Origin of the sequence: Nocardioides sp., assembly GCF_041913365.1 — a bacterium.
Lineage (GTDB): Bacteria > Actinomycetota > Actinomycetes > Propionibacteriales > Nocardioidaceae > Nocardioides.
In genome coordinates, this window is record NZ_JAYSFM010000010.1 from 40,180 (window position 1) to 58,603 (window position 18,424).

At 72.5% G+C, this 18,424-nt stretch carries 17 protein-coding genes; 12 read left to right on the plus strand and 5 right to left on the minus strand.

The features are described 5' to 3' along the window. Nucleotides 1-24: 24 nt before the first annotated feature. From ACE3QY_RS18190 to ACE3QY_RS18215, 6 genes are read left to right on the plus strand one after another with little or no spacing between them, the layout of a single operon-like run. On the plus strand, nucleotides 25-2,298 hold the full coding sequence (locus ACE3QY_RS18190; protein ID WP_374457464.1) for an N-acetylneuraminate synthase family protein: 2,274 nt from the start codon (nucleotides 25-27) through the stop codon (nucleotides 2,296-2,298). Further along, nucleotides 2,289-3,347 (plus strand): glycosyltransferase, encoded by a 1,059-nt coding sequence (locus ACE3QY_RS18195; protein ID WP_374457465.1) that lies wholly within the window; start codon nucleotides 2,289-2,291, stop codon nucleotides 3,345-3,347. Before ACE3QY_RS18190 ends, ACE3QY_RS18195 begins: the two co-directional genes overlap by 10 nt. After that, the gene (locus tag ACE3QY_RS18200) at nucleotides 3,344-4,498 is read left to right on the plus strand and encodes an O-antigen ligase family protein (RefSeq protein WP_374457466.1); all 1,155 of its coding nucleotides are present in this window, start codon (nucleotides 3,344-3,346) and stop codon (nucleotides 4,496-4,498) included. The genes ACE3QY_RS18195 and ACE3QY_RS18200 overlap by 4 nt, the downstream gene beginning before the upstream one ends. Further along, nucleotides 4,491-5,513, plus strand: a complete 1,023-nt coding sequence (locus tag ACE3QY_RS18205) for a glycosyltransferase family 4 protein (RefSeq protein ID WP_374457467.1) — start codon at nucleotides 4,491-4,493, stop codon at nucleotides 5,511-5,513. The genes ACE3QY_RS18200 and ACE3QY_RS18205 overlap by 8 nt, the downstream gene beginning before the upstream one ends. Further along, the gene (locus tag ACE3QY_RS18210; RefSeq protein ID WP_374457468.1) at nucleotides 5,510-6,619 is read left to right on the plus strand and encodes a glycosyltransferase; all 1,110 of its coding nucleotides are present in this window, start codon (nucleotides 5,510-5,512) and stop codon (nucleotides 6,617-6,619) included. Before ACE3QY_RS18205 ends, ACE3QY_RS18210 begins: the two co-directional genes overlap by 4 nt. Beyond that, nucleotides 6,620-8,035 carry a sugar transferase gene (locus ACE3QY_RS18215; protein WP_374457469.1) on the plus strand — a complete coding sequence of 472 codons (1,416 nt, stop codon included), beginning with the start codon at nucleotides 6,620-6,622 and terminating at the stop codon, nucleotides 8,033-8,035. Nucleotides 8,036-8,038: 3 nt separating this feature from the next. On the opposite strand, the gene ACE3QY_RS18220 is transcribed toward ACE3QY_RS18215, so the two are convergent. Beyond that, on the minus strand, nucleotides 8,039-9,493 hold the full coding sequence (locus ACE3QY_RS18220; protein ID WP_374457470.1) for a polysaccharide biosynthesis tyrosine autokinase: 1,455 nt from the start codon (nucleotides 9,491-9,493) through the stop codon (nucleotides 8,039-8,041). 80 nt (nucleotides 9,494-9,573) lie between these two features. On the opposite strand from ACE3QY_RS18220, the gene ACE3QY_RS18225 reads away from it, so the two are divergent. Both ACE3QY_RS18225 and ACE3QY_RS18230 read left to right on the plus strand, forming a co-directional pair. Continuing rightward, the gene (locus ACE3QY_RS18225) at nucleotides 9,574-10,431 is read left to right on the plus strand and encodes a nucleotidyltransferase family protein (RefSeq protein WP_374457471.1); all 858 of its coding nucleotides are present in this window, start codon (nucleotides 9,574-9,576) and stop codon (nucleotides 10,429-10,431) included. Further along, nucleotides 10,428-10,715 (plus strand): PqqD family peptide modification chaperone, encoded by a 288-nt coding sequence (locus ACE3QY_RS18230; RefSeq protein ID WP_374457472.1) that lies wholly within the window; start codon nucleotides 10,428-10,430, stop codon nucleotides 10,713-10,715. The genes ACE3QY_RS18225 and ACE3QY_RS18230 overlap by 4 nt, the downstream gene beginning before the upstream one ends. Here ACE3QY_RS18230 and ACE3QY_RS18235 read toward each other — a convergent pair. Then, nucleotides 10,690-11,109 carry a VanZ family protein gene (locus tag ACE3QY_RS18235; RefSeq protein WP_374457473.1) on the minus strand — a complete coding sequence of 140 codons (420 nt, stop codon included), beginning with the start codon at nucleotides 11,107-11,109 and terminating at the stop codon, nucleotides 10,690-10,692. The genes ACE3QY_RS18230 and ACE3QY_RS18235 overlap by 26 nt on opposite strands. A gap of 23 nt (nucleotides 11,110-11,132) precedes the next feature. Between ACE3QY_RS18235 and ACE3QY_RS18240 the strand changes: the two genes are divergently transcribed. Further along, a complete protein-coding gene (locus tag ACE3QY_RS18240; RefSeq protein WP_374457474.1) occupies nucleotides 11,133-12,194 on the plus strand; it encodes a hypothetical protein in 1,062 nt (353 codons plus the stop codon). 25 nt (nucleotides 12,195-12,219) lie between these two features. Here the strand turns inward: ACE3QY_RS18240 and ACE3QY_RS18245 are convergent, their stop codons facing one another. After that, on the minus strand, nucleotides 12,220-12,858 hold the full coding sequence (locus tag ACE3QY_RS18245; protein WP_374457475.1) for a hypothetical protein: 639 nt from the start codon (nucleotides 12,856-12,858) through the stop codon (nucleotides 12,220-12,222). Nucleotides 12,859-12,959: 101 nt separating this feature from the next. On the opposite strand from ACE3QY_RS18245, the gene ACE3QY_RS18250 reads away from it, so the two are divergent. After that, complete coding sequence (locus ACE3QY_RS18250; protein WP_374457476.1) at nucleotides 12,960-14,120, plus strand: acyl-CoA dehydrogenase family protein; 1,161 nt, start codon at nucleotides 12,960-12,962, stop codon at nucleotides 14,118-14,120. A 15-nt stretch (nucleotides 14,121-14,135) separates the two neighbouring features. On the opposite strand, the gene npdG is transcribed toward ACE3QY_RS18250, so the two are convergent. After that, nucleotides 14,136-14,801 carry an NADPH-dependent F420 reductase gene (npdG, locus tag ACE3QY_RS18255; protein ID WP_374457477.1) on the minus strand — a complete coding sequence of 222 codons (666 nt, stop codon included), beginning with the start codon at nucleotides 14,799-14,801 and terminating at the stop codon, nucleotides 14,136-14,138. Between the two features lie 93 nt (nucleotides 14,802-14,894). Here npdG and ACE3QY_RS18260 point away from each other — a divergent pair, with 93 nt between their 5' ends. Both ACE3QY_RS18260 and ACE3QY_RS18265 read left to right on the plus strand, forming a co-directional pair. Next, on the plus strand, nucleotides 14,895-15,425 hold the full coding sequence (locus ACE3QY_RS18260) for a type 1 glutamine amidotransferase domain-containing protein (RefSeq protein WP_374457478.1): 531 nt from the start codon (nucleotides 14,895-14,897) through the stop codon (nucleotides 15,423-15,425). A 368-nt stretch (nucleotides 15,426-15,793) separates the two neighbouring features. Beyond that, nucleotides 15,794-17,725 carry a hypothetical protein gene (locus ACE3QY_RS18265; protein ID WP_374457479.1) on the plus strand — a complete coding sequence of 644 codons (1,932 nt, stop codon included), beginning with the start codon at nucleotides 15,794-15,796 and terminating at the stop codon, nucleotides 17,723-17,725. On the opposite strand, the gene ACE3QY_RS18270 is transcribed toward ACE3QY_RS18265, so the two are convergent. Next, nucleotides 17,710-18,417 carry a dihydrofolate reductase family protein gene (locus tag ACE3QY_RS18270; RefSeq protein ID WP_374457480.1) on the minus strand — a complete coding sequence of 236 codons (708 nt, stop codon included), beginning with the start codon at nucleotides 18,415-18,417 and terminating at the stop codon, nucleotides 17,710-17,712. The two genes, ACE3QY_RS18265 and ACE3QY_RS18270, sit on opposite strands and share 16 nt — an antisense overlap. Nucleotides 18,418-18,424: the final 7 nt, after the last annotated feature.

Below are 18,424 nucleotides of genomic sequence, written 5' to 3' on the forward strand. Positions count from 1 at the left end.
GTACACCCACGGAAGGCGTCCGCCTTGATCATCGAGCGTGACCTCACGCCGTACGTCGTCTACTCGGGCGACCCGGTGCTCCGCGCCCTGGAGAAGATCACCGCCAACAAGGCCCGCGTGATCTTCTTGGTCGACGCGCACGGACACCTCGACGGCGTCCTGTCCGACGGCGACTTCCGCCGCTGGGTCAGCAGCGCCGCCAGCCTGACCGTCGACGTGCCCGCGATCGAGGCCGCCAACACCTCGCCGCGCAGCCTGCCGATCGGCAGCAGCCCGGCCGAGATCTCGCACGCCTTCGGCTCGGGCATCGACCACGTCGCGCTCGTCGACGACCGCGGCCACCTCGTCGCCGTCGCGATCAACCGCGCCGACGAGCTGCGGATCGGCCGCCACGTCGTCGCCGCCGACGCGCCCACGCTGCTGATCTCCGAGATCGGCATCAACCACCAGGGTGACGTGTCCCTGGCCAAGCAGCTGGTCGACCTCTCGGTCGAGTCGGGCGCCGACATCGTGAAGTTCCAGCTGCGCGACATGGACTCGCTCTACCGCCAGGGCTCGTCGGGCTCGGGCGGCGAGGACCTCGGGCCGCAGTACACCCTCGACCTGCTCGCCAAGTACAACCTCGAGGCCGACCAGCTCTTCGAGGTCTTCGACCACTGCCGCGACGTCGGCATCGACGTCATGTGCACCGCCTGGGACCCGGTCTCCGTGGACCGGCTCGTCGACTACGGCGTCCCGTCGCTCAAGGTCGCCTCGGCCGACATGACAAACCACGCGCTGCTGCGCCACATGGCCGCGAGCGGCACGCCGATGGTCATCTCGACGGGCATGTCGACCGAGGGAGAGATCCGCGAGACCGTCGAGCTGGTCCGCAGCACCGGCGTCGCCCACGCGTTCCTGCACTGCCAGTCGACCTATCCCGCGCCCTTCAAGGACGTGAACCTCGCCTACCTCACCCGCCTGGCCGAGCTCACCCAGGCACCCGTCGGCTACTCCGGCCACGAGCGCGGCTTCCACGTGCCGGTGGCCGCGGTCGCCCTCGGCGCCCGCATCATCGAGAAGCACTTCACCGTCGACCGCGACCTCGAGGGCAACGACCACAAGGTCAGCCTGCTCCCGGGCGAGTTCAAGGAGATGGTCCAGCGGGTCCGCGAGGTCGAGGAGGCCCTCGGCACCGCCGCACCCCGCGCCGTCTCCACCGGCGAGATGATGAACCGCGTCAACCTCGCCAAGTCGCTCGTCGCGGCCCGGCGCATCGAGGCCGGCGAGGTGCTGACCGACGCCGACATCGACATCAAGAGCCCCGGCCGCGGCCTCCAGCCCAACGCGTACGACAAGCTCGTCGGGCGCACCACGACCCGCGCACTGGACGCCGGTGACTTCTTCTACGCCACCGACCTCGGCGACGCGGCGCCGAAGGGCCGCGCCTACGACTTCCGCCGCCCGTGGGGCCTGGCCGTCCGCTACCACGACATCGACGCGATGACGAAGGACACGACCCCCGACTTCCTCGAGTTCCACTTCTCCTACAAGGACCTCGACCTGCCCGTCGCCGACGTCTTCGCGCCGTACGACGGCGGCCTGCCGATGGGTTTCACCACCCACTCCCCCGACCTCTTCGCCGGCGACTTCCTGCTCAACCTGGCCTCCGAGGACGACGCCCACTGGGAGCGGTCCATCCGCGAGCTCCAGCGGGTCGTCGACACGACGCGCGAGATGCAGCAGCACTTCACGCAGCACGCCGACGCCAAGGGTGCGTCCGAGGGGCCGGTCATCGTGGCCAGCCTCGGCGGCTTCACCACCGACGCGTTCGTGCCGAAGGCCGATCGGGAGCGGATGTACGCCCGCGTCGCCGAGGGCCTGGCCCGCGTCGACGACTCCGGCGTCCGGCTGTGCGCGCAGACCCTGCCGCCCTACCCCTGGTACATGGGCGGCCAGCTCTACTGCAACCTCTTCGTCGACCCGCGCGACACCGCCGAGTTCGCGGCCCGCTACGACCGCCGACTGTGCTTCGACGTCTCGCACTCGAAGCTGTCGGCCAACTACCTCGGCATGTCGTTCGCCGAAGCCACCGACCTGCTCGCGCCGCACACCGAGCACCTCCACCTCGTCGACGCGACAGGCGTCGACGGCGAGGGCGTGCAGGTCGGCGACGGCGAGATCGACTGGGCGGTGCTCGCCCAGCAGCTCGACGCGATGTCGCCCGGGGTGAGCTTCATCCCCGAGATCTGGCAGGGACACGTCAACGACGGCGAGGGCTTCTGGGTCGCCCTCGAGCGGTTGGAGCAATGGTTCTGAGCCCACCCACCGCCCTGTGGGTGGTGCCGGTCAACAACCTGGCCGGGGTGGCGCGCCACGTCCTCGACGTGGCGCGTGCCGGTGTGCCGGGCTGGCGGCTGGTGTTCCTGACCCCGCCCGGCGCCCTGCCCGACGCCCTGCGCGACCTCGGCGCGGCCGTCCTGGTGGAGCCGTTCGGCCCCGACCACGGCACCCGCGCGTCCGTGGCCTCCCTGCGACATGCCGTACGCACGCTCCGGCCCGCAGTGGTGCACAGCCACCTCTCGCACGCCGACATCGTCGCCGCCCTGGCCGTCGGGCGCGGCACACGGCTGGTGACGACCGAGCACGGCATCGCCCGCGACGACCTCGTCTACCACCGGTCCGCCGCCAAGGCCCGGGTCATGGCGGGCGTGCACACCGCCCGCCTGCGGCGCTTCGACGCCGTCATCGCCGTCAGCAGGGCGACCGCCGACGCGATGGCCGACAAGTGGCGCCCACGCCGCGAGGTCGTGGTGATCCCCAACGGCGTCGACCCGGTCCCCCCGAGCACGGCGGGCACCGGTCTCCGGGTGCTGTCCCTGGCGCGGCTCGCCCCGGAGAAGCGGCTGCCCATGCTGCTCGACGGCTTCGCCGTGCTGCACCGCGAGCACCCCGAGGCGCGCCTGACGATCGCCGGCACCGGCGAGGAGGAGCCCACCGTCCGGGCACACGTCGACCGGCTGGGGCTCGGCGACGTCGTCCGCCTGCCCGGTTTCGTCGACCCCGAGGCGGCCATGGCCGAGCACGACGTCCTCGCCATGCTGTCGATCTGGGAGAACTGCTCCTACGCCCTGCTCGACGCCGCGGCCCGCGGCCTGGGCGTCGTCGCGAGCGACGTCGGCGGCAACCCCGAGCAGCTGCCTCCGCGCTGCCTGGTCGACGCCGACGACCCGGACGCGGTCGCGGCGGCGCTGGCCACCCAGGGCCTCGACCCCGCGGCGCGACCGGGCCTCGAGGACTGGCCGACGGTGGCCGGGATGTGCGCCCGCATCGCCGAGGTGTACGACGGCCTCGGAGGCGCGCGATGAGCCGCATCGACTCGCCGTGGAACCTCCCCGACCGCACCATCGAGCGGGCCGACACCGCCGACCGCGAGATCCGGATCACCGACTTCGCGCTGATGTCCGTGCTGCCCTTCCGGTCGCTGGAGGTCGCCGGCTTCCCGGTCAACGAATTCGCCATGGCCGCGCTGGTGGGCCTGTGCCTGCTGCGTCCCGCGCGCGGCGGGGCGAAGCTGCCCGAGGTCGGCATCCTGCTGCTCGCCGCCCTGATGGCCCTGCTCGTCTACTCCGGCATGGCCAACCACATCGACTGGACCCGCCGGGTCGGCCACGTCGCGATCATGTGCGGCCTCATCTGGGCCGGCGCCACCGGCCGGCTCTCGCTCCGCTCGGTCGGGGCGGGACTCGCCGCGGGCCTGACGGCCGTGGTCGCGCTGGGGCTCGCAGGCGTGGGCGCGGACGGCGGCTACACGGGCCGCCTGACCGGCTTCCTCGCCGACCCCAACGCCGGGGCGTACTTCCTCGCCGTGCTGGGTGTGCTCGCCATCTTCTTCGTCGACGACCGGTGGCAGGTGCGGCTCGCGGTCGCCGTCCAGATCCTCGGTGGCCTGGTGCTCACCTACTCGCGCACCGGCCTGCTCGCGGCCGCCTTCGCCGTGGTCTGGATCCTCCTCGGCCGACGGCTCGGTGCGTTCGGCGGTGCCGCGCTGGCAGCCGGCCTGGTCTGGGTGGTCGACAACATCCCCGACGACCTCGTTCTCTACGGCCCCTTCTCCAATCGGTCGGGCAGCGACGCGCTCCGCGACCGGATCATCGCGCAGGAGCGGGTCCAGCTCGCCGACGCGCCGTGGTTCGGGCACGGTCCGGGCACCGCGCGCGTCAGCATCGGCGACCTGGAGTTCTTCTTCCACAACAGCTACCTCGCGACGCGGCAGGAGGGAGGCTGGCCAGCGCTGATCCTCGTCCTCGCCCTGATCGTGTATGCGTTCCTGCGGCTCACCAAGCAGGCACGGCGCGGCGACCTGGCCGCGGCCGGCGCCCAGGCCGCCCTCATCGGGACGGCTGTCATGGCCGTCACGCTCGGCGAGGTGCTTCTCGACACGCCGATGGCCGTCGCCGTCGCGGTGGCGCTGGGGTGCACCCTCCGCGAAGATCCGGCGGCGATGGCCGATGGCTGAGCGCATCTACCTCGCGGCCAACAACCCCGACCTCGGCGGTGGCGAGGAGATGGTCGTGCGCACCGCGGCCGTCCTCGTCTCGCTGGGCCGTGACGTCACGGTCGTCGCGCCAGACGTGCCCGCCGACGTCCTCGACGCGGCGAGCAGCGTGGGCGCCGACGTGGTCGCCATCCGGGCCGACGGGCGCCGCGACCACGTGAACCGCCTGCGCGCGTGGGATCGTCACGAACGTCGCGGGCTGCTGTGGTGCCACGGCCTCGTGCCCGCGCTCGCAACGACGGCCCACCGACACCGGGTCGTGCACCTCCACCAGCTCCCACGCTCCCGGGCTCAGTGGGCGGCGCTGCGGGTCGCCCGGGCAGGCAGCACCCGGCTCCTCGTGCCCTCGGAGTTCCTGGCCGCCCTCGTCCCTGGGGCGCAGGCGTTCGCGAACTGGACCGACGACGTCGCGCGGCAGGACCGTCCCGTCCGCGACCTACGCGTCGGCTTCCTCGGCCGGCTCAGCACCGACAAGGGCCTCGACCTGCTGGCCGACGCACTGGCGTCGCGCCGCGTCGACCCCGCCTCGCGCTTGGTGGCCGCCGGGGACGACCGCTGGGTGCCGGACGACCAACGCGTCGTCGTCTCCCAGGCGCTCCGCCTCCTGGGCTCGCGTGCCGACCTCGTCGGTCGGATCCCTCCCGCCGAGCTCTTCGCAGGCGTCGACCTGGCCGTCTTCCCCAGCCGGGTCGCCGAGTCCTTCGGCCTCGTGGTCGTCGAGGCGATGGCCAGCGGCGTCCCCTTCGTCATCTCCGACGCGGGTGCACTGCCCGAGGTCGCGGGGCCTGACCACCCGTGGGTCGCGCGGGCCGGCGATGCCGACGACCTCGCTCGGGTGATCGACCTTGCCCTGACCGCCCCCGACGACGTCGTACGCGCCGTGACGGATCGGGCGCGACGGCGTTGGGAGGCCGAGTACTCCCCGCAGGCCGGTCGGCTGCGGGTCCGACGACTTCTCGAGGAGCTCGCACCATGAGTCGGCCGACGGTGGCCATCGCCCACGACTACCTCACGCAGCGCGGAGGCGCGGAGCGCGTGGTTCTGACGCTGATGAAGGCGTTCCCGGAGGCGAAGGTCTACACGACTCTCTACGACCCCGACGGGACCTACCCGGAGTTCGCCGACGCCGACATCGTCACCTCGCCGCTGAACCGCGTCCTGCTGCTGCGGCGCGACCACCGGCGCGCCCTCCCACTGCTGGCACCTGCCGCGTCGCGGATCAAGGTCGACGCCGACGTGACGATCGTGTCCAGCAGCGGCTGGGCCCACGGCTTCGACATCGGAGGCCGCTCGGTCGTCTACTGCTACTCGCCGGCGCGGTGGCTCTACGACAGCGAGCGCTACCTCGGCGGCCCGACCCACAAGTCGCTGATGGGCCTCGGCCTGATGGCCATGCAGACGCCGCTGATCCGATGGGACAAGAAGGCGGCACGCGCCGCCGACCGCTACCTCGCCATCTCGCGGGTGGTCCGCGAGCGGATCCGGGCGACGTACGGCATCGAGCCCGAGATCGTGCCCGCCCCGCACAGCATGGACGCGAGCGCCGCGCAGGAGCCGATCCCGGAGCTGGAGGACTGGCAGGGCGGCTACGCGCTCGTCGTCTCCCGGCTGCTGCCGTACAAGAACGTCGACGCCGCGATCGAGTCGGCGCGCCACTCCGGGCACCGCCTCGTCATCATCGGGCGCGGGCCCGAGGAGGCGCGCCTGCGCGCCCTGATCCCGGACAACGTCCGCATGTTCAGCGGCCTGACCGACGCCCAGATGCGATGGGCGTACGCCCGCGCGCGGGTGCTGGTCGCGCCGAGCCACGAGGACTTCGGGCTCACTCCCCTCGAGGCGGCAGCTTTCGGCGTGCCGACCATCGCGCTGCGCGGCGGCGGCTACCTCGACACCATCGTCGAGCACGAGACCGGGCTGTTCTTCGACCACCCCGAGCCCGACGCGATCACCGCGGTTCTCGACCGAGCCGATCTGCACCCGTGGAATCCTGAGGTCCTGCGGGCCCGCGCCGAGGAGTTCGGCGAGGCTCGCTTCATCGAGCGGATCCGCGCGATCGTCGACGCGGAGGGAAGGGTGGGCTAGGTGCGACCCAAGGGCATCCGCCTGCTCCCCTGGCTGGTCGGTGCGGTCGACTTCCTGACGATCAGCGTGGCCGCGGTGCTGGCGATCCGCTTCCGCCTGACCCTGTCGATCTTCGACACCGCGACCGACGTCCTGCAGAACACCGCGGTCGCCAGCATCTTCTTCGTGGCGACCTGGCTGGTCATGCTGGCGATCTACGGCGCCTACGAGCGGACCGTCTTCGGCGCCGGCACCGAGGAGTTCAAGCTCGTCGTCAACGCCTCGCTCTTCACCGGCGCGCTCGTGGCGACGATGGCGTTCCTCATGCAGTACCCGCTGTCCCGCGGCTTCTTCGTCCTCTTCTTCACCATCGGCGTGCTGCTGCTCGTGGTCGGGCGCCTGGGGTCGCGCCGGGTGATCCAGCGACTCCGCGCGGCCGGGCACTTCAACGAGAAGGTGCTGCTGGTCGGCAGCCCGATCTACATCGCCGAGATCCACAAGGTGCTGGCCCGCGAGTCCTGGCTCGGCTACCGGGTGATGGGTTGCCTCGTGCCGCCCGTCCACGCCGGGCCGGAGACCATCGCCCCGGGCATCCCGGTTCTCGGGCTCATCGACGACATCCGCTCGATCGTCGACGAGGTGTCGCCCGACATCGTGTTCTTCACCGCGGGCGCGGTGAAGTCGTCCACGCAGCTGCGCCGCCTCGCCTGGGAGCTCGAGGACCACCAGCACGTGCAGATCATCGTCGCGCCCAACCTCACCGACGTCTCCAGCGAGCGCGTGAGCATCCGGCCCGTGGCAGGCCTGCCGCTGATGCACCTCGGCCGCTCCCGGTCGCAGCTCGCGACCAACGACGCCAAGCGTGCCTTCGACTTCGTCGGCGCCGCCCTCGTCCTGCTGCTGGTCTCGCCGTTCCTGCTCGGGCTGATGCTGTGGATCCGGCTCCACGACGGAGGGCCTGCGCTCTTCCGGCAGGTGCGCGTCGGCCGCGACGGCGAGGAGTTCACCTGCCTCAAGCTCCGCTCGATGCACGTCGACGCCGAGGCGCGGCTGGCCGAGCTGGAGGCGCGGGACGGCCACGTCCTCTTCAAGAGCACCGACGACCCGCGGGTGACCAGGCCGGGCCGGCTCATCCGCCGCTTCTCCCTCGACGAGCTGCCCCAGCTGTGGAACGTCGTACGCGGCGAGATGAGCCTCGTCGGCCCGCGCCCGCCCCTACCCAGCGAGGTCGAGCAGTACGAGGACGACATGCTCCGTCGCCTCAACGTGCTGCCCGGCATGACGGGCCTGTGGCAGGTCTCCGGCCGCTCGGACCTGTCGTGGGAGGACACCGTCCGCCTCGACCTCTACTACGTCGACAACTGGTCGATGGTCCAGGACCTGCTGATCCTCGCCCGCACGGTGACCGCCGTGCTGGCGAGCCGCGGGGCTTACTGAGGTTCAGTCCTTGCCGGACCTGGCGAGCAGCTTGCGGCGGCGGCTCTTGCCCGCACTGGAGTACGCCTCGCGCGTGGCCTCCTCGGCGCGGTAGCCGGCGTACCCGCCGTAGCCGCTGTAGCCGCCGCCGTAGGCGATCGCGCTGGCGCCCTTGACCGGCGCCTTGTTGAGCACGACGCCGAGCAGCCGGCTGCCGACCTGGTCGAGGATCCGGCGGCACTGCTGGCTCTGCTCGATCTGCGTCTTGCCGGCGGCCTGCACGAGGAGTGCGCCGTCGGAGAAGGCGGACAGCAGGCCGGCGTCGGTGACCGGCAGCAGCGGCGGCGCGTCGAGGATCACGAGGTAGTCCTGGGAGAGCTCGTCGATGAACTGCTTCATCCGCAGGGAGCCCAGCAGCTCGCTGGGGTTGGGCGGGATCCGGCCCGCCGGCAGCAGGCGGAGATTGGCCATCCCGGAGTCCACGATCACGTCGCGCATCTCCACGTCGCCCGCGAGCGCCTGGGTGAGACCCACGGCTCCGTCGATCTCGAACGTGGTCGCGATCTGCGGGCGCCTCAGGTCGGCGTCGACCAGCAGCACGGGCGTGCCCGCCTGGGCCACCAGCCGGGCGATGTTGGAGGAGACGGTGGACTTGCCCTCGCCCGCGAGCGCGGAGGTCACCACGACCTTGCGCGGCTCGTTGTCGACGTCGACGAAGCGCAGGTTCGTGCGGAGCTGGCGGAACGACTCGGCCGCCCTGCCCAGGTCGCCACGGACGCCGCGGTGGCTGCGACCCAGGGCGTCCTCCTTGGGGATGATGCCCAGCACGGAGGCGCCGGTCGCGTCCTCGACGTGCTTGACCGAGCGGATCCGGCGGTCGATGAGCCGCCGCGCGATGAGGACGGCGTACGCCAGGGCGAGCCCGCCGGCCGCGCCCTTCATCGCCGCCTTGCGGTAGTCGGGCGTGAACGGCGCGCCCGGGAGCTGCGCCTCCTCCAGCGGCACGATGCGCGTCAGCGCGTCCTGCTTGGGGTTGCTCTCACCGGTCTCGATCTCTTGCGCGACGACGACGACGGCGTCGACGACGGCGTTGGCCAGGTCGCGCGCCTCCTGGGGCGTGCTGCCGATGGCGCTGACCGTCAGGGCGTTGACGTCGGCGTCGACGTTGGCCGAGAAGCGGCCGGCGATGGCGGCCGGCGGCACGTCGAGACCGAGGTCCTCCACGACCCGCTCGGCCACCGGCGTCTTGGACACGAGGAACGCGTAGAGGCCCGCCTTCTCCTCGGCGAGCGCGGCGTTGCCCTGCTCCTCGCCGGCGGTGGTCGCGTTGCCGACCCGGACCAGGCCCGACGCGGTGGCCGAGTAGAGCACCGGGTCGCGGGTCGTCTTCGCCATCATCAGCAGCGCGCCGAGGACCGTGCAGCCGATCAGCACCCAGACATAGGCGCGAGTCAGCCTGACGAAGTCCCCGAAGGTCATGCGCGCGAGTCTAGGGCGTACGCCGTGCCCGTCCGGGTGGATCGGCAACACCGCCACGAGGTCACTGGCACGATGAGGACATGACCGAGGAGCCGGACGGCCGGGCGGCGCCCATCGCCGCGCGGGTCCACCTCGCGCACGCGGTCGTCCAGAAGCTGGCCGACGACGCCGGCATCGACGTGCTCCACCTCAAGGGTCCGGCCGTGCTGCCCGGCCTCCGCGCCGAGGGACGTCACTCCAGCGACGTCGACGTGCTCGTCCGGCCCAGCCACCTCGCCCGGCTGGCCGCGGCGCTGGAGTCGGTGGGCTGGGAGAAGCGCACCGACTTCGCCACCGGGTCGGTGTTCGCGCACGCCGCGAACTGGTGGCACGACGACTGGGGCTGGGTGGACGTGCACGTCCACTGGCCCGGGGTGATGGTCGACGCCGAGCAGGCCTTCGACGTCCTCAGCCGCACCAGCCTGCCCCTGCAGATCGCGCACCGTGACTGCCAGGTCCCGGACCGTACGGCACAGCGGCTGATCCTGGTCCTGCACTCGGCACGCTCCGGTGGCACCAGCGACGTCGACCACGCCTGGCTGGCCGCCGAACCCGGCGAGCAGGACGACGTCCGCAAGCTGGCCGCCGACCTCGACGCCGAGGTCGCCCTCGCCGCCGGCATCGGCGAGCTCGAGCTGCACCGGCACCACCCGACGTACCGGCTCTGGAAGTACTTCGCCGAGGGCGGCAGCCGCGCCGACGAGTGGCGCGCCCGGCTGGCCGCCGCCTCCGGCCCGCGCGCCAAGGTCCAGCTCGCCACCGCGGCGCTGCGGGTCAACCGCGACCACCTCCGGATGGAGCTCGGCCGGCCACCGACGCGCGAGGAGGTCCGCGAGCGGCAGCGCCTCCGCCTCAGGCGCGCGGTCGACGAGCTGGCCAGGCGGGCGAGGCGATCGTGACGCACACCTACCGTATCGCCGACGACGTGGCGTGGGTCAGCCAGGAGGACCTCGACGCCGATGGCGAGCCCACCGCCTACCTCACCCGCGTCCCCCGGGGGATGCCGATCATGCTGGAAGGGTCCGGCTGCCTGGTGTGGCTGGCGCTCGCCGACGGCGGCACGCTGGAGGAGGTCACAGCGGCCGCGGCGGCGATGTCGGACGCCTCCGTCGACGACATCCGCCACGACGTCGCCGAGCTCGTCGACCAGCTCGTCGTCATCGGCGTCGTCCGCGAGGACTGACCACCGCGGCCGCCACGGCGCCGAGCAGCGCGCCCAGGCCGTTGGCGACCACGTCGAGCCAGTCGCCGTCCCGGGCGAGCCACAGCCACTGCACACCCTCGATCGCCGCGGACGCGAGCACCCCGGCGCAGGTGGCCCACCACCACGGCCACCGCCACACGAGCACGACGAACGCGCCGAGCGGCACGAAGAGCACGACGTTGAGCAGGTAGCCGTAGTGCTCGGGCAGCGCCCAGCCCGGCGCCACCGGCCAGTCCTCGCGGAAGAACACGTAGAGCCGCACGGTCAGCCGGTTCAGCGCCCAGCCCCACGGCCCGGCCACCAGGAGCGCGAGCACGAGCAGGTACGCCGCACCCAGCCCGGCCACGACCCGCCGATCCCGCCACCAGCCCACGCGCCCACCCTAGAGTTGGCGGCGTGAGCACCGAGGCGACGACACCCGAGGTGGTGGTCGAGGCCCTCGGCGTCGCGGTCGGGATCCCGGTCACCGGCGAGACGGCCGAGCGCCTGCGCCGCCAGTGGAGCCGCGCCCTCACCGACCGTCCGGCGACCCGCACCGTCGACGTCACGACCGACGACCTCGAGGACCCGGCCGCGTTCGACTACGCCGTCACGACGCGTGTCACCCTCGCCGCCCTGGACGCCACCGCCGGGCAGCGGGTCAACCTGCACGCCGGCGCCGTCGCCGACACCGACGGGCGTGCCGTCGCCCTCGTCGGGCCGTCGGGCTCCGGCAAGACAACGGCGATCGCACTGCTCGCTGAGCAGCTCGGCTACCTCTCGGACGAGACCGTCTCCCTCGACGAGAGCCTCGTGCTGCACCCGCACCCCAAGCCCCTGTCGGTCGTGGCCGACCCCGCCCAGCCGTACGCGAAGGGCTCGCTGTCACCCGACGACCTCGGACTGGCGCGGCCGCCGGAGTCGTCGTACCTCCACCGGCTCGTGCTGCTGCACCGCGGCACCGACGACGACGGACTGGTGCCGGTCTCGGCGGCGCGCGCGATCGTGGAGATCGTCGAGCAGAGCTCGTCGCTCGTGCACCTCGACCAGCCCATCCGCCGCCTGGCCGACACGATCGACGCCTGCGGCGGCGCGTGGGGGCTGCACTACCGCGAGTTCGCCGAGTGGGTCGACGACGTGGTCGGGCTGCTGGACGGCGAGGCGCAGGAGCCGCCCGCCCGCCTCCACCACCCCTTCGACGGGCGCGGCGACGGCGCCGTGGAGGGTCGCTGGAGCCGGACGGCGTGGAAGGACGCCGTCGAGTACGTCGACGAGCTCGTCGTGATGGTCGGCGACCGCGTCCAGGTGCTGGGCGGGCTCGGTGTGGTGCTCTGGCTGGGCCTGGCGCAGCCGCGGACCGAGGCCGAGCTGGTCGGCGAGGTCACCGCCGCGTGGGGCGAGCACCCGCAGGCCGCCAGGCTGGTCGTCGACGCCCTCGCCGTGCTCGCCGAGCAGGGCGTGGTCCGGGCGCCGGCCTGACCCCGAGCTGGCTCCCCGGGCTGGCTCAGAGGCGGGCCAGCGGCCGCGAGCCGGCCCACGCCTCGGTCGCCCGCACCGCGACGCCCATCAGTCCCACGCCCAGCACGATCGTCTGCACGCCCTGCAGCTGGACGGGCAGCAGGTGGTTGACCGGGGCGATCGCGATGTGGAGCAGCAACAGCCCCGGCACCCACACCGGCGCCGCGCGACCGCGCAGCAGCACCAGCGCGACGACGAGCTCGCCGAGGTAGAAGGCGCCGAACACCGCGCCGAGCCCGAGCCGCAGCAGCGGGTCGTCACTGAGGGCCTCGACCTGGGCCGGCGTCATCTCGACCGTGTGCACCACCGCGCGGAAGAGGATCAGGATGGCCGCCACCCCGGCGGTGCCGATCGTGCCGACGGCCCAGATCCAGAGCCCCACGAGCCCGACGGTCTGGTGCCGGCGCGGGAACAGCCACAGCACCGCGGGCAGGCCCATGGTGAGGCCGACCGAGGCGAGGAAGAAGGAGGCCGACGCCATCAGCCAGGCGCCGTCCTGGTGGGTGACCACGTCGATGACCTGGCCGACCTCGGTCGTCGGGGGCATGGAGAGGGCGCCGAGCACGAGGAGCACCGCCCCGCTCGCCAACGACGCCGCCGACCACGGCAGCCACCCTGCACCCACGAGGCGCCACGCTAGGTCCCGGCGGGCCCTCCCCCATCCTCGGTGGCCCCAACGGACTACCCCGCCGATGCCTCCCGGACTACGCCGGTAGCGTGCGCTCCATGACCGCTCGCCGCCAGCTGCCCACCGACGAGGCCCGCGACCTCCTCGCGCTCACCCGCGAGATCGCGACGAAGGAGCTCGCGCCCCGCTCTGCGGAGGCGGAGGCCACCGAGACCTTCCCGCGCGACGTCTTCCGGATGCTCGGCCAGGCGGGCCTGCTGTCCCTGCCCTACCCCGAGGAGCTCGGCGGCGGCGACCAGCCCTACGAGGTCTACCTCCAGGTGCTCGAGGAGATCGGCGCGGTCTGGTCGTCGGTCGGCGTCGGGGTCTCGGTGCACGCGCTGTCGTGCTTCGGGCTGGCGTACTTCGGCACCGAGGAGCAGAAGGCCGAGTGGCTGCCGGACATGCTCGGCGGCGACCTGCTCGGGGCGTACTGCCTCTCCGAGCCGCACGCGGGCTCCGACCCCGCCGCGATGCGGACCACCGCGCGCCTCGACGGCGACGCGTACGTCATCAACGGCGCGAAGGCGTGGACCACGCACGGCGGTCACGCCGACTTCTACAAGGTGATGGCTCGCACCTCCGACGACCGCAACGGGATCTCCTGCTTCCTCGTCCCGGCGTCCGCGGAGGGCCTCAGCGCCGACCCGCCGGAGCGCAAGATGGGCCTCACCGGCTCGGCCACGGCGACGATGCGCTTCGACAACGTCCGCGTCCCCGTCGAGCGCCGGCTCGGCGCCGAGGGCGACGGGCTGCGGATCGCCCTCGCCGGCCTCGATTCCGGCCGCCTCGGCATCGCCGCCGTCGCGACCGGGCTCGCCCAGGGCGCGCTCGACTCGGCCGTGGCGTACGCCCGCGAGCGGGAGACGTTCGGCAAGGCGATCATCGACCACCAGGGGCTCGCCTTCGTGCTGGCCGACATGGAGGCCGCCGTCGTCTCCGCGCGCGCGACGCTGCTCCACGCCGCCCGCCTGCGCGACGCCGGGCTGCCGTTCTCCCGCGAGGCGTCGATCGCCAAGCTCGTGGCCACCGACAACGCCATGAAGGTCACCACCGACGCCGTGCAGGTCCTCGGCGGCTACGGCTACACCCGCGACTTCCCCGTCGAGCGCTACATGCGCGAGGCGAAGGTGATGCAGATCTTCGAGGGCACCAACCAGATCCAGCGGATGGTCATCTCCCGCTCGCTCGCCAAGGACAACAACGGCGCGATCGGCTGACGCCTCGCTGGGTGGTCAGACGTCGGTGACCCGGACGCCGGCGTGGGCCTTGTAGCGCCGGTTGATGGCGATCAGGTTGGCGGTCAGGGCCTCGACCTGGTGGGCGTTGCGGAGGCGGCCGCCGTACATCCCGCGCATCCCGGGCACCACGTCGGCCAGCGCCTGCACGAGGTCGGTGGCCTCGCGGTCGTCGCCGAGGACGAGCACGTCGGTCTCGATCCGCTCGACGGCGGGGTCCTCGAGCAGGACGGCGCTGACGTTGTGGAACGCGCCCACGACCCGCGAGCCGGTCAGGATCGCCGCGGCCTGCTGGGTCGCCGAACCCTCCTCGACGCGCAGGGCGTACGGCCCCTGCTTGTCGAAGCCGAGCGGGTTCACGCAGTCGACGACCACCTTGCCCTCGAGCTCGCCCTTCAGCGACTCCAGCAGCTCGGCGTGCCCGTCCCACGGGACCACGACGAGGACGATGTCGGCCGCGGTGGCCGCGTCGGCGTTCGAGGCGCCGCGGACCCTGCCGACGTCGGCGAGGGTCGCGGCCGTGTCCTGCGCGCGCTGTGCATCGCGAGACCCGAGCACGACGTCGAGCCCGGCGGCCGCGAACCGGCGGGCCAGCCCCCGCCCCTGGGGTCCGGTGCCACCGAGGACGGCGATGGTCAGGGACGAGAGGTCGGGGGCACTCATGCCGCCGACGCTAGCGAAGCCCCGGACGGCGCCGGGAGCCAGACCACCCGTTGGTGCGTTGTCCGGAGGCGACGGGCGAGCAAGCGTGGAGGCATGACCAAGCGCATCGCATTCCTGACCGCCACCGAGGGCATCGAGGAGGTCGAGCTGACCCAGCCGTGGCAGGCCGCCGCCGACGCGGGTCACACCGTGGAGCTTCTGTCGCTCGAGGACGGCGAGGTCCAGCTGTTCCAGCACCTCGACAAGTCGAGCACCCAGAAGGTCGACCGACTCGTCGCCGACGCCTCCCCCGACGACTACGACGCCCTGGTCCTCCCCGGCGGCGTCGCCAACCCCGACGCCCTGCGCATGGACGACACGGCCGTGGGCTTCGTCCGCGACTTCGTCGACTCCGGGAAGACCGTCGCCGCCATCTGCCACGCGCCCTGGTCCCTCGTCGAGGCCGACCGCGTGCGCGGCAAGCGCCTCACCAGCTGGCCCAGCCTGCAGACCGACATCCGCAACAGCGGAGGCGAGTGGGTCGACGAGCAGGTCGTCGTCGACGGCAACCTCATCACCAGCCGCAACCCCGACGACCTCCCCGCCTTCTCCCAGGCCCTCCTCGACGCCCTCGGCGACGACTGACGCCCCTCCCCTGGGGTAGTCCAGTGGCAGATGGCTGTCGATCGGACCTCGAGCCAGCCATCTGCCACTGGACTACCGCGACCACTGGCCCTTGAGTCGCCCAGAGACTCAAGGCCGAGGGCCGGCCCTCGAGCGGTGGTCCACCGACATTCCGCGCCGGCCAAATGTGGGTGGGTCACCGCTCACGCGCGTGTCGTACGACGCCGCGCCGGCGAGCGGTGGTCCACCCACATTCCGCGCCCGGCGAATGTGGGTGGACCACCGCTGACGAGCGGAGCCCGCCCGCGTACCGAGAAGTGGGTGTGGCGCAGGTCACACTTCTGCGGCACACTCCCGAGTGGAAGCGCTCCCACTCGGAAAGGTTGCCCATGCCTCGTCCCCCGCGTCGTACGCCACTGCGCACGGCCGTCTCCGTCCTGGCCCTGGTCGTCGTCGGCCTCGCGCCCCTGCAGCTCGGGGGCGCGGCGCTCGCCGAGGCCCCCACCAAGTCCGCCGCGAAGAAGCACCCGCCGGCTACCGTGACCGACCTGGGCGACCGGGTGGTCGTCTTCGACCCGTCGATGCCCGTCGCCGACATCGAGGCGCGGGCCGAGTCCATCTGGACCCAGCAGGTCGACGCCGAGATGTCGTCCGAGCGCTGGAGCCTGCTCTTCAAGCCCGGCACCTACGGCACCGACGCCGACCCGCTGCAGATCAAGGTCGGCTACTACACCGAGGTCGCCGGCCTCGGCGCCTCCCCGTCCGACACCGTCATCAACGGCAAGGTCGAGGTCTACAACCGCTGCCTGACCGACGGCCCGACCCAGCCCTACTGCGTCGCGCTCAACAACTTCTGGCGCTCGATGTCGAACCTGACGATCAACGTCAACGGCACCGGCCAGGACGGCTGCCGCGCCTCGGCGAACTTCTGGGCGGCCTCCCAGGCCTCCGCGCTGCGCCGGGTCGACATCCGCAACGGCAACCTGTCACTGATGGACTACTGCACCGCCGGCCCGCAGTACGCCAGCGGCGGCTTCCTCGCGAACTCCCGCGCGGGCACCATCATCAACGGCTCGCAGCAGCAGTGGCTGACCCGCAACAGCGAGGTCGCGTCGTGGTCCAACGGCGTCTGGAACCAGGTCTTCGCCGGCACCATCGGCGCGCCGTCCGAGGCCAACTTCCCGACCGAGACCTACACGACGCTCGACACCACCCCGGTCAGCCGCGAGAAGCCCTACCTCTGGATCGACGGATCCGGCGCGTGGAAGGTGCACGTCCCCGCGGTCCGCACCGGCTCGCGCGGCCCCGACTGGACGACCGGCGCCGACCCCGGGCGGGACCTGCCGCTCTCGGCGTTCCACGTCGCCCGCCCCGGCCAGCCGGCCCGCGTCCTCGCCACCGCGCTCGCGCGCGGCAAGCACCTGCTCCTCACCCCGGGTGTGTACGACGTCGACCGCAGCCTGGTCATCAAGCGCAGCGACACCGTGGTGCTCGGCATGGGCCAGGCCACGCTCACCGCGGTCGGCGGCTCGACGCCCGTCGTGGTCGACGGCAAGGCGAGCGGCGTCGTCATCGCGGGCGTCACGATCGACGCCGGCACCGGCCTGTCGCGGTCGCTGATGCACCTCGAGGAGCGGAAGGGGCACGGCCACCACTGGCGCGGCCGGCACGGCTCCGGGAGCACGCCCAGCACGACGCTGAACGACGTCTACTTCCGCGTCGGCGGCCCGCACGTCGGCCGCACCCGGGTCGCGCTGGTCATCGACGCCGACGACGTGCTCATCGACCACATCTGGGTCTGGCGCGCCGACCACGGCATCGAGGGCTTCACCGCCGGCGCGAGCGGTGACACCGACCGCTGGCGCACCAACACCGGTCGGGTCGGGCTGGTCGTCAACGGCGACCGGGTGCGGGCGACCGGCCTGTTCGTCGAGCACTTCCAGACCTACAACACGATCTGGAACGGCGAGGACGGCCACGTCGTGCTCTACCAGAACGAGCTGCCCTACGACCCGCCCAGCCAGGCGGACTGGACGCAGCCCGACGGCACGCTGGGCTGGCCCGGCTACAAGGTGGGCGACCGGGTGCGCCGCCACCAGCTCTACGGCGGCGGGGTCTACGTCTTCAACCGCAACGACCCGGCCATCACCACCGAGAGAGGATTCGAGGTCCCGGACCGGGCCGGCGTACGCCTGCACCACGTCATGACGGTCAACCTCGACGCCGGCAGCATCGAGCACGTCGTCAACGACACCGGCGACCGGGTCGACAGCACACGATCGGGCCAGCCGAGCTTCGTGGTCGACTACCCGGCGCCCTGAGCGTCGACCAACCAGCGGCCCAGCAGCGTCCCGTCCTGCTCAAGCAGCAGGACGGGGCGCAGGGCCACGTCCACCTCTGCCCCGGTCGCGATGCGTACGGCATCGCCACCGGTCAGCATCGGCACCACCGTCCAGCACAGCTCATCGACGACACCCGCGGCCAGCAGGTCCGCGAACAGCGACGGCCCGCCCTCGCACAGCTGCTCGGTCCATCTGCGTCGCGCCAGCTCCTCCTTGAGCGCGACGAGGTCGATCTCGTCCTCCCCCAGCACGAGCACGTGGTCCTCGCCGAGGGCCTCGCGCGCCGCGTCGAGGCCGTCGGAGGACGCGACGGTCGCCATCAGGACGCGTCCGGGCGGGGCGTCGCGCAGCGTCGGCGGCAGGTCGGCCGAGCGACTCACCACGACCAGCGGCAGCCGCGGGACGTCGTACTCCTCCGCGCGGAGCGTGCCGGCCCCGACCACGAGGCAGTCGGCCCGCTCGCGCAGCGCGTCGAAGACCCGCTTGTCGGCGGCGTTGTTGATCGTCCCGCTGAGCCCGTCGGAGCCGGTCGCCGCGCCGTCGACGGTGCTGACGAAGTTCACCCGCAGCCACGGCTCGCGCGCGGGCGCGTAGGCCCGGGCCAGGTCGTCGTCGGAGAGGTCGGCGAGGTGCTGCAGCTCGAGGTGCTGCGCGTCGGCGTCTGGGCTCACGCCCCTA

Bases quoted from the DNA above. Each gene is read 5' to 3' on its own strand.
- ACE3QY_RS18195 (WP_374457465.1), top strand. From the start codon at position 2,289: ATGGTTCTGAGCCCACCCACCGCCCTGTGGGTGGTGCCGGTCAACAAC.
- ACE3QY_RS18200 (WP_374457466.1), top strand. From the start codon at position 3,344: ATGAGCCGCATCGACTCGCCGTGGAACCTCCCCGACCGCACCATCGAG.
- ACE3QY_RS18205 (WP_374457467.1), top strand. From the start codon at position 4,491: ATGGCTGAGCGCATCTACCTCGCGGCCAACAACCCCGACCTCGGCGGT.
- ACE3QY_RS18210 (WP_374457468.1), top strand. From the start codon at position 5,510: ATGAGTCGGCCGACGGTGGCCATCGCCCACGACTACCTCACGCAGCGC.
- ACE3QY_RS18220 (WP_374457470.1), bottom strand. From the start codon at position 9,493: ATGACCTTCGGGGACTTCGTCAGGCTGACTCGCGCCTATGTCTGGGTG.
- ACE3QY_RS18225 (WP_374457471.1), top strand. From the start codon at position 9,574: ATGACCGAGGAGCCGGACGGCCGGGCGGCGCCCATCGCCGCGCGGGTC.
- ACE3QY_RS18250 (WP_374457476.1), top strand. From the start codon at position 12,960: ATGACCGCTCGCCGCCAGCTGCCCACCGACGAGGCCCGCGACCTCCTC.
- npdG (WP_374457477.1), bottom strand. From the start codon at position 14,801: ATGAGTGCCCCCGACCTCTCGTCCCTGACCATCGCCGTCCTCGGTGGC.
- ACE3QY_RS18260 (WP_374457478.1), top strand. From the start codon at position 14,895: ATGACCAAGCGCATCGCATTCCTGACCGCCACCGAGGGCATCGAGGAG.
- ACE3QY_RS18265 (WP_374457479.1), top strand. From the start codon at position 15,794: ATGCCTCGTCCCCCGCGTCGTACGCCACTGCGCACGGCCGTCTCCGTC.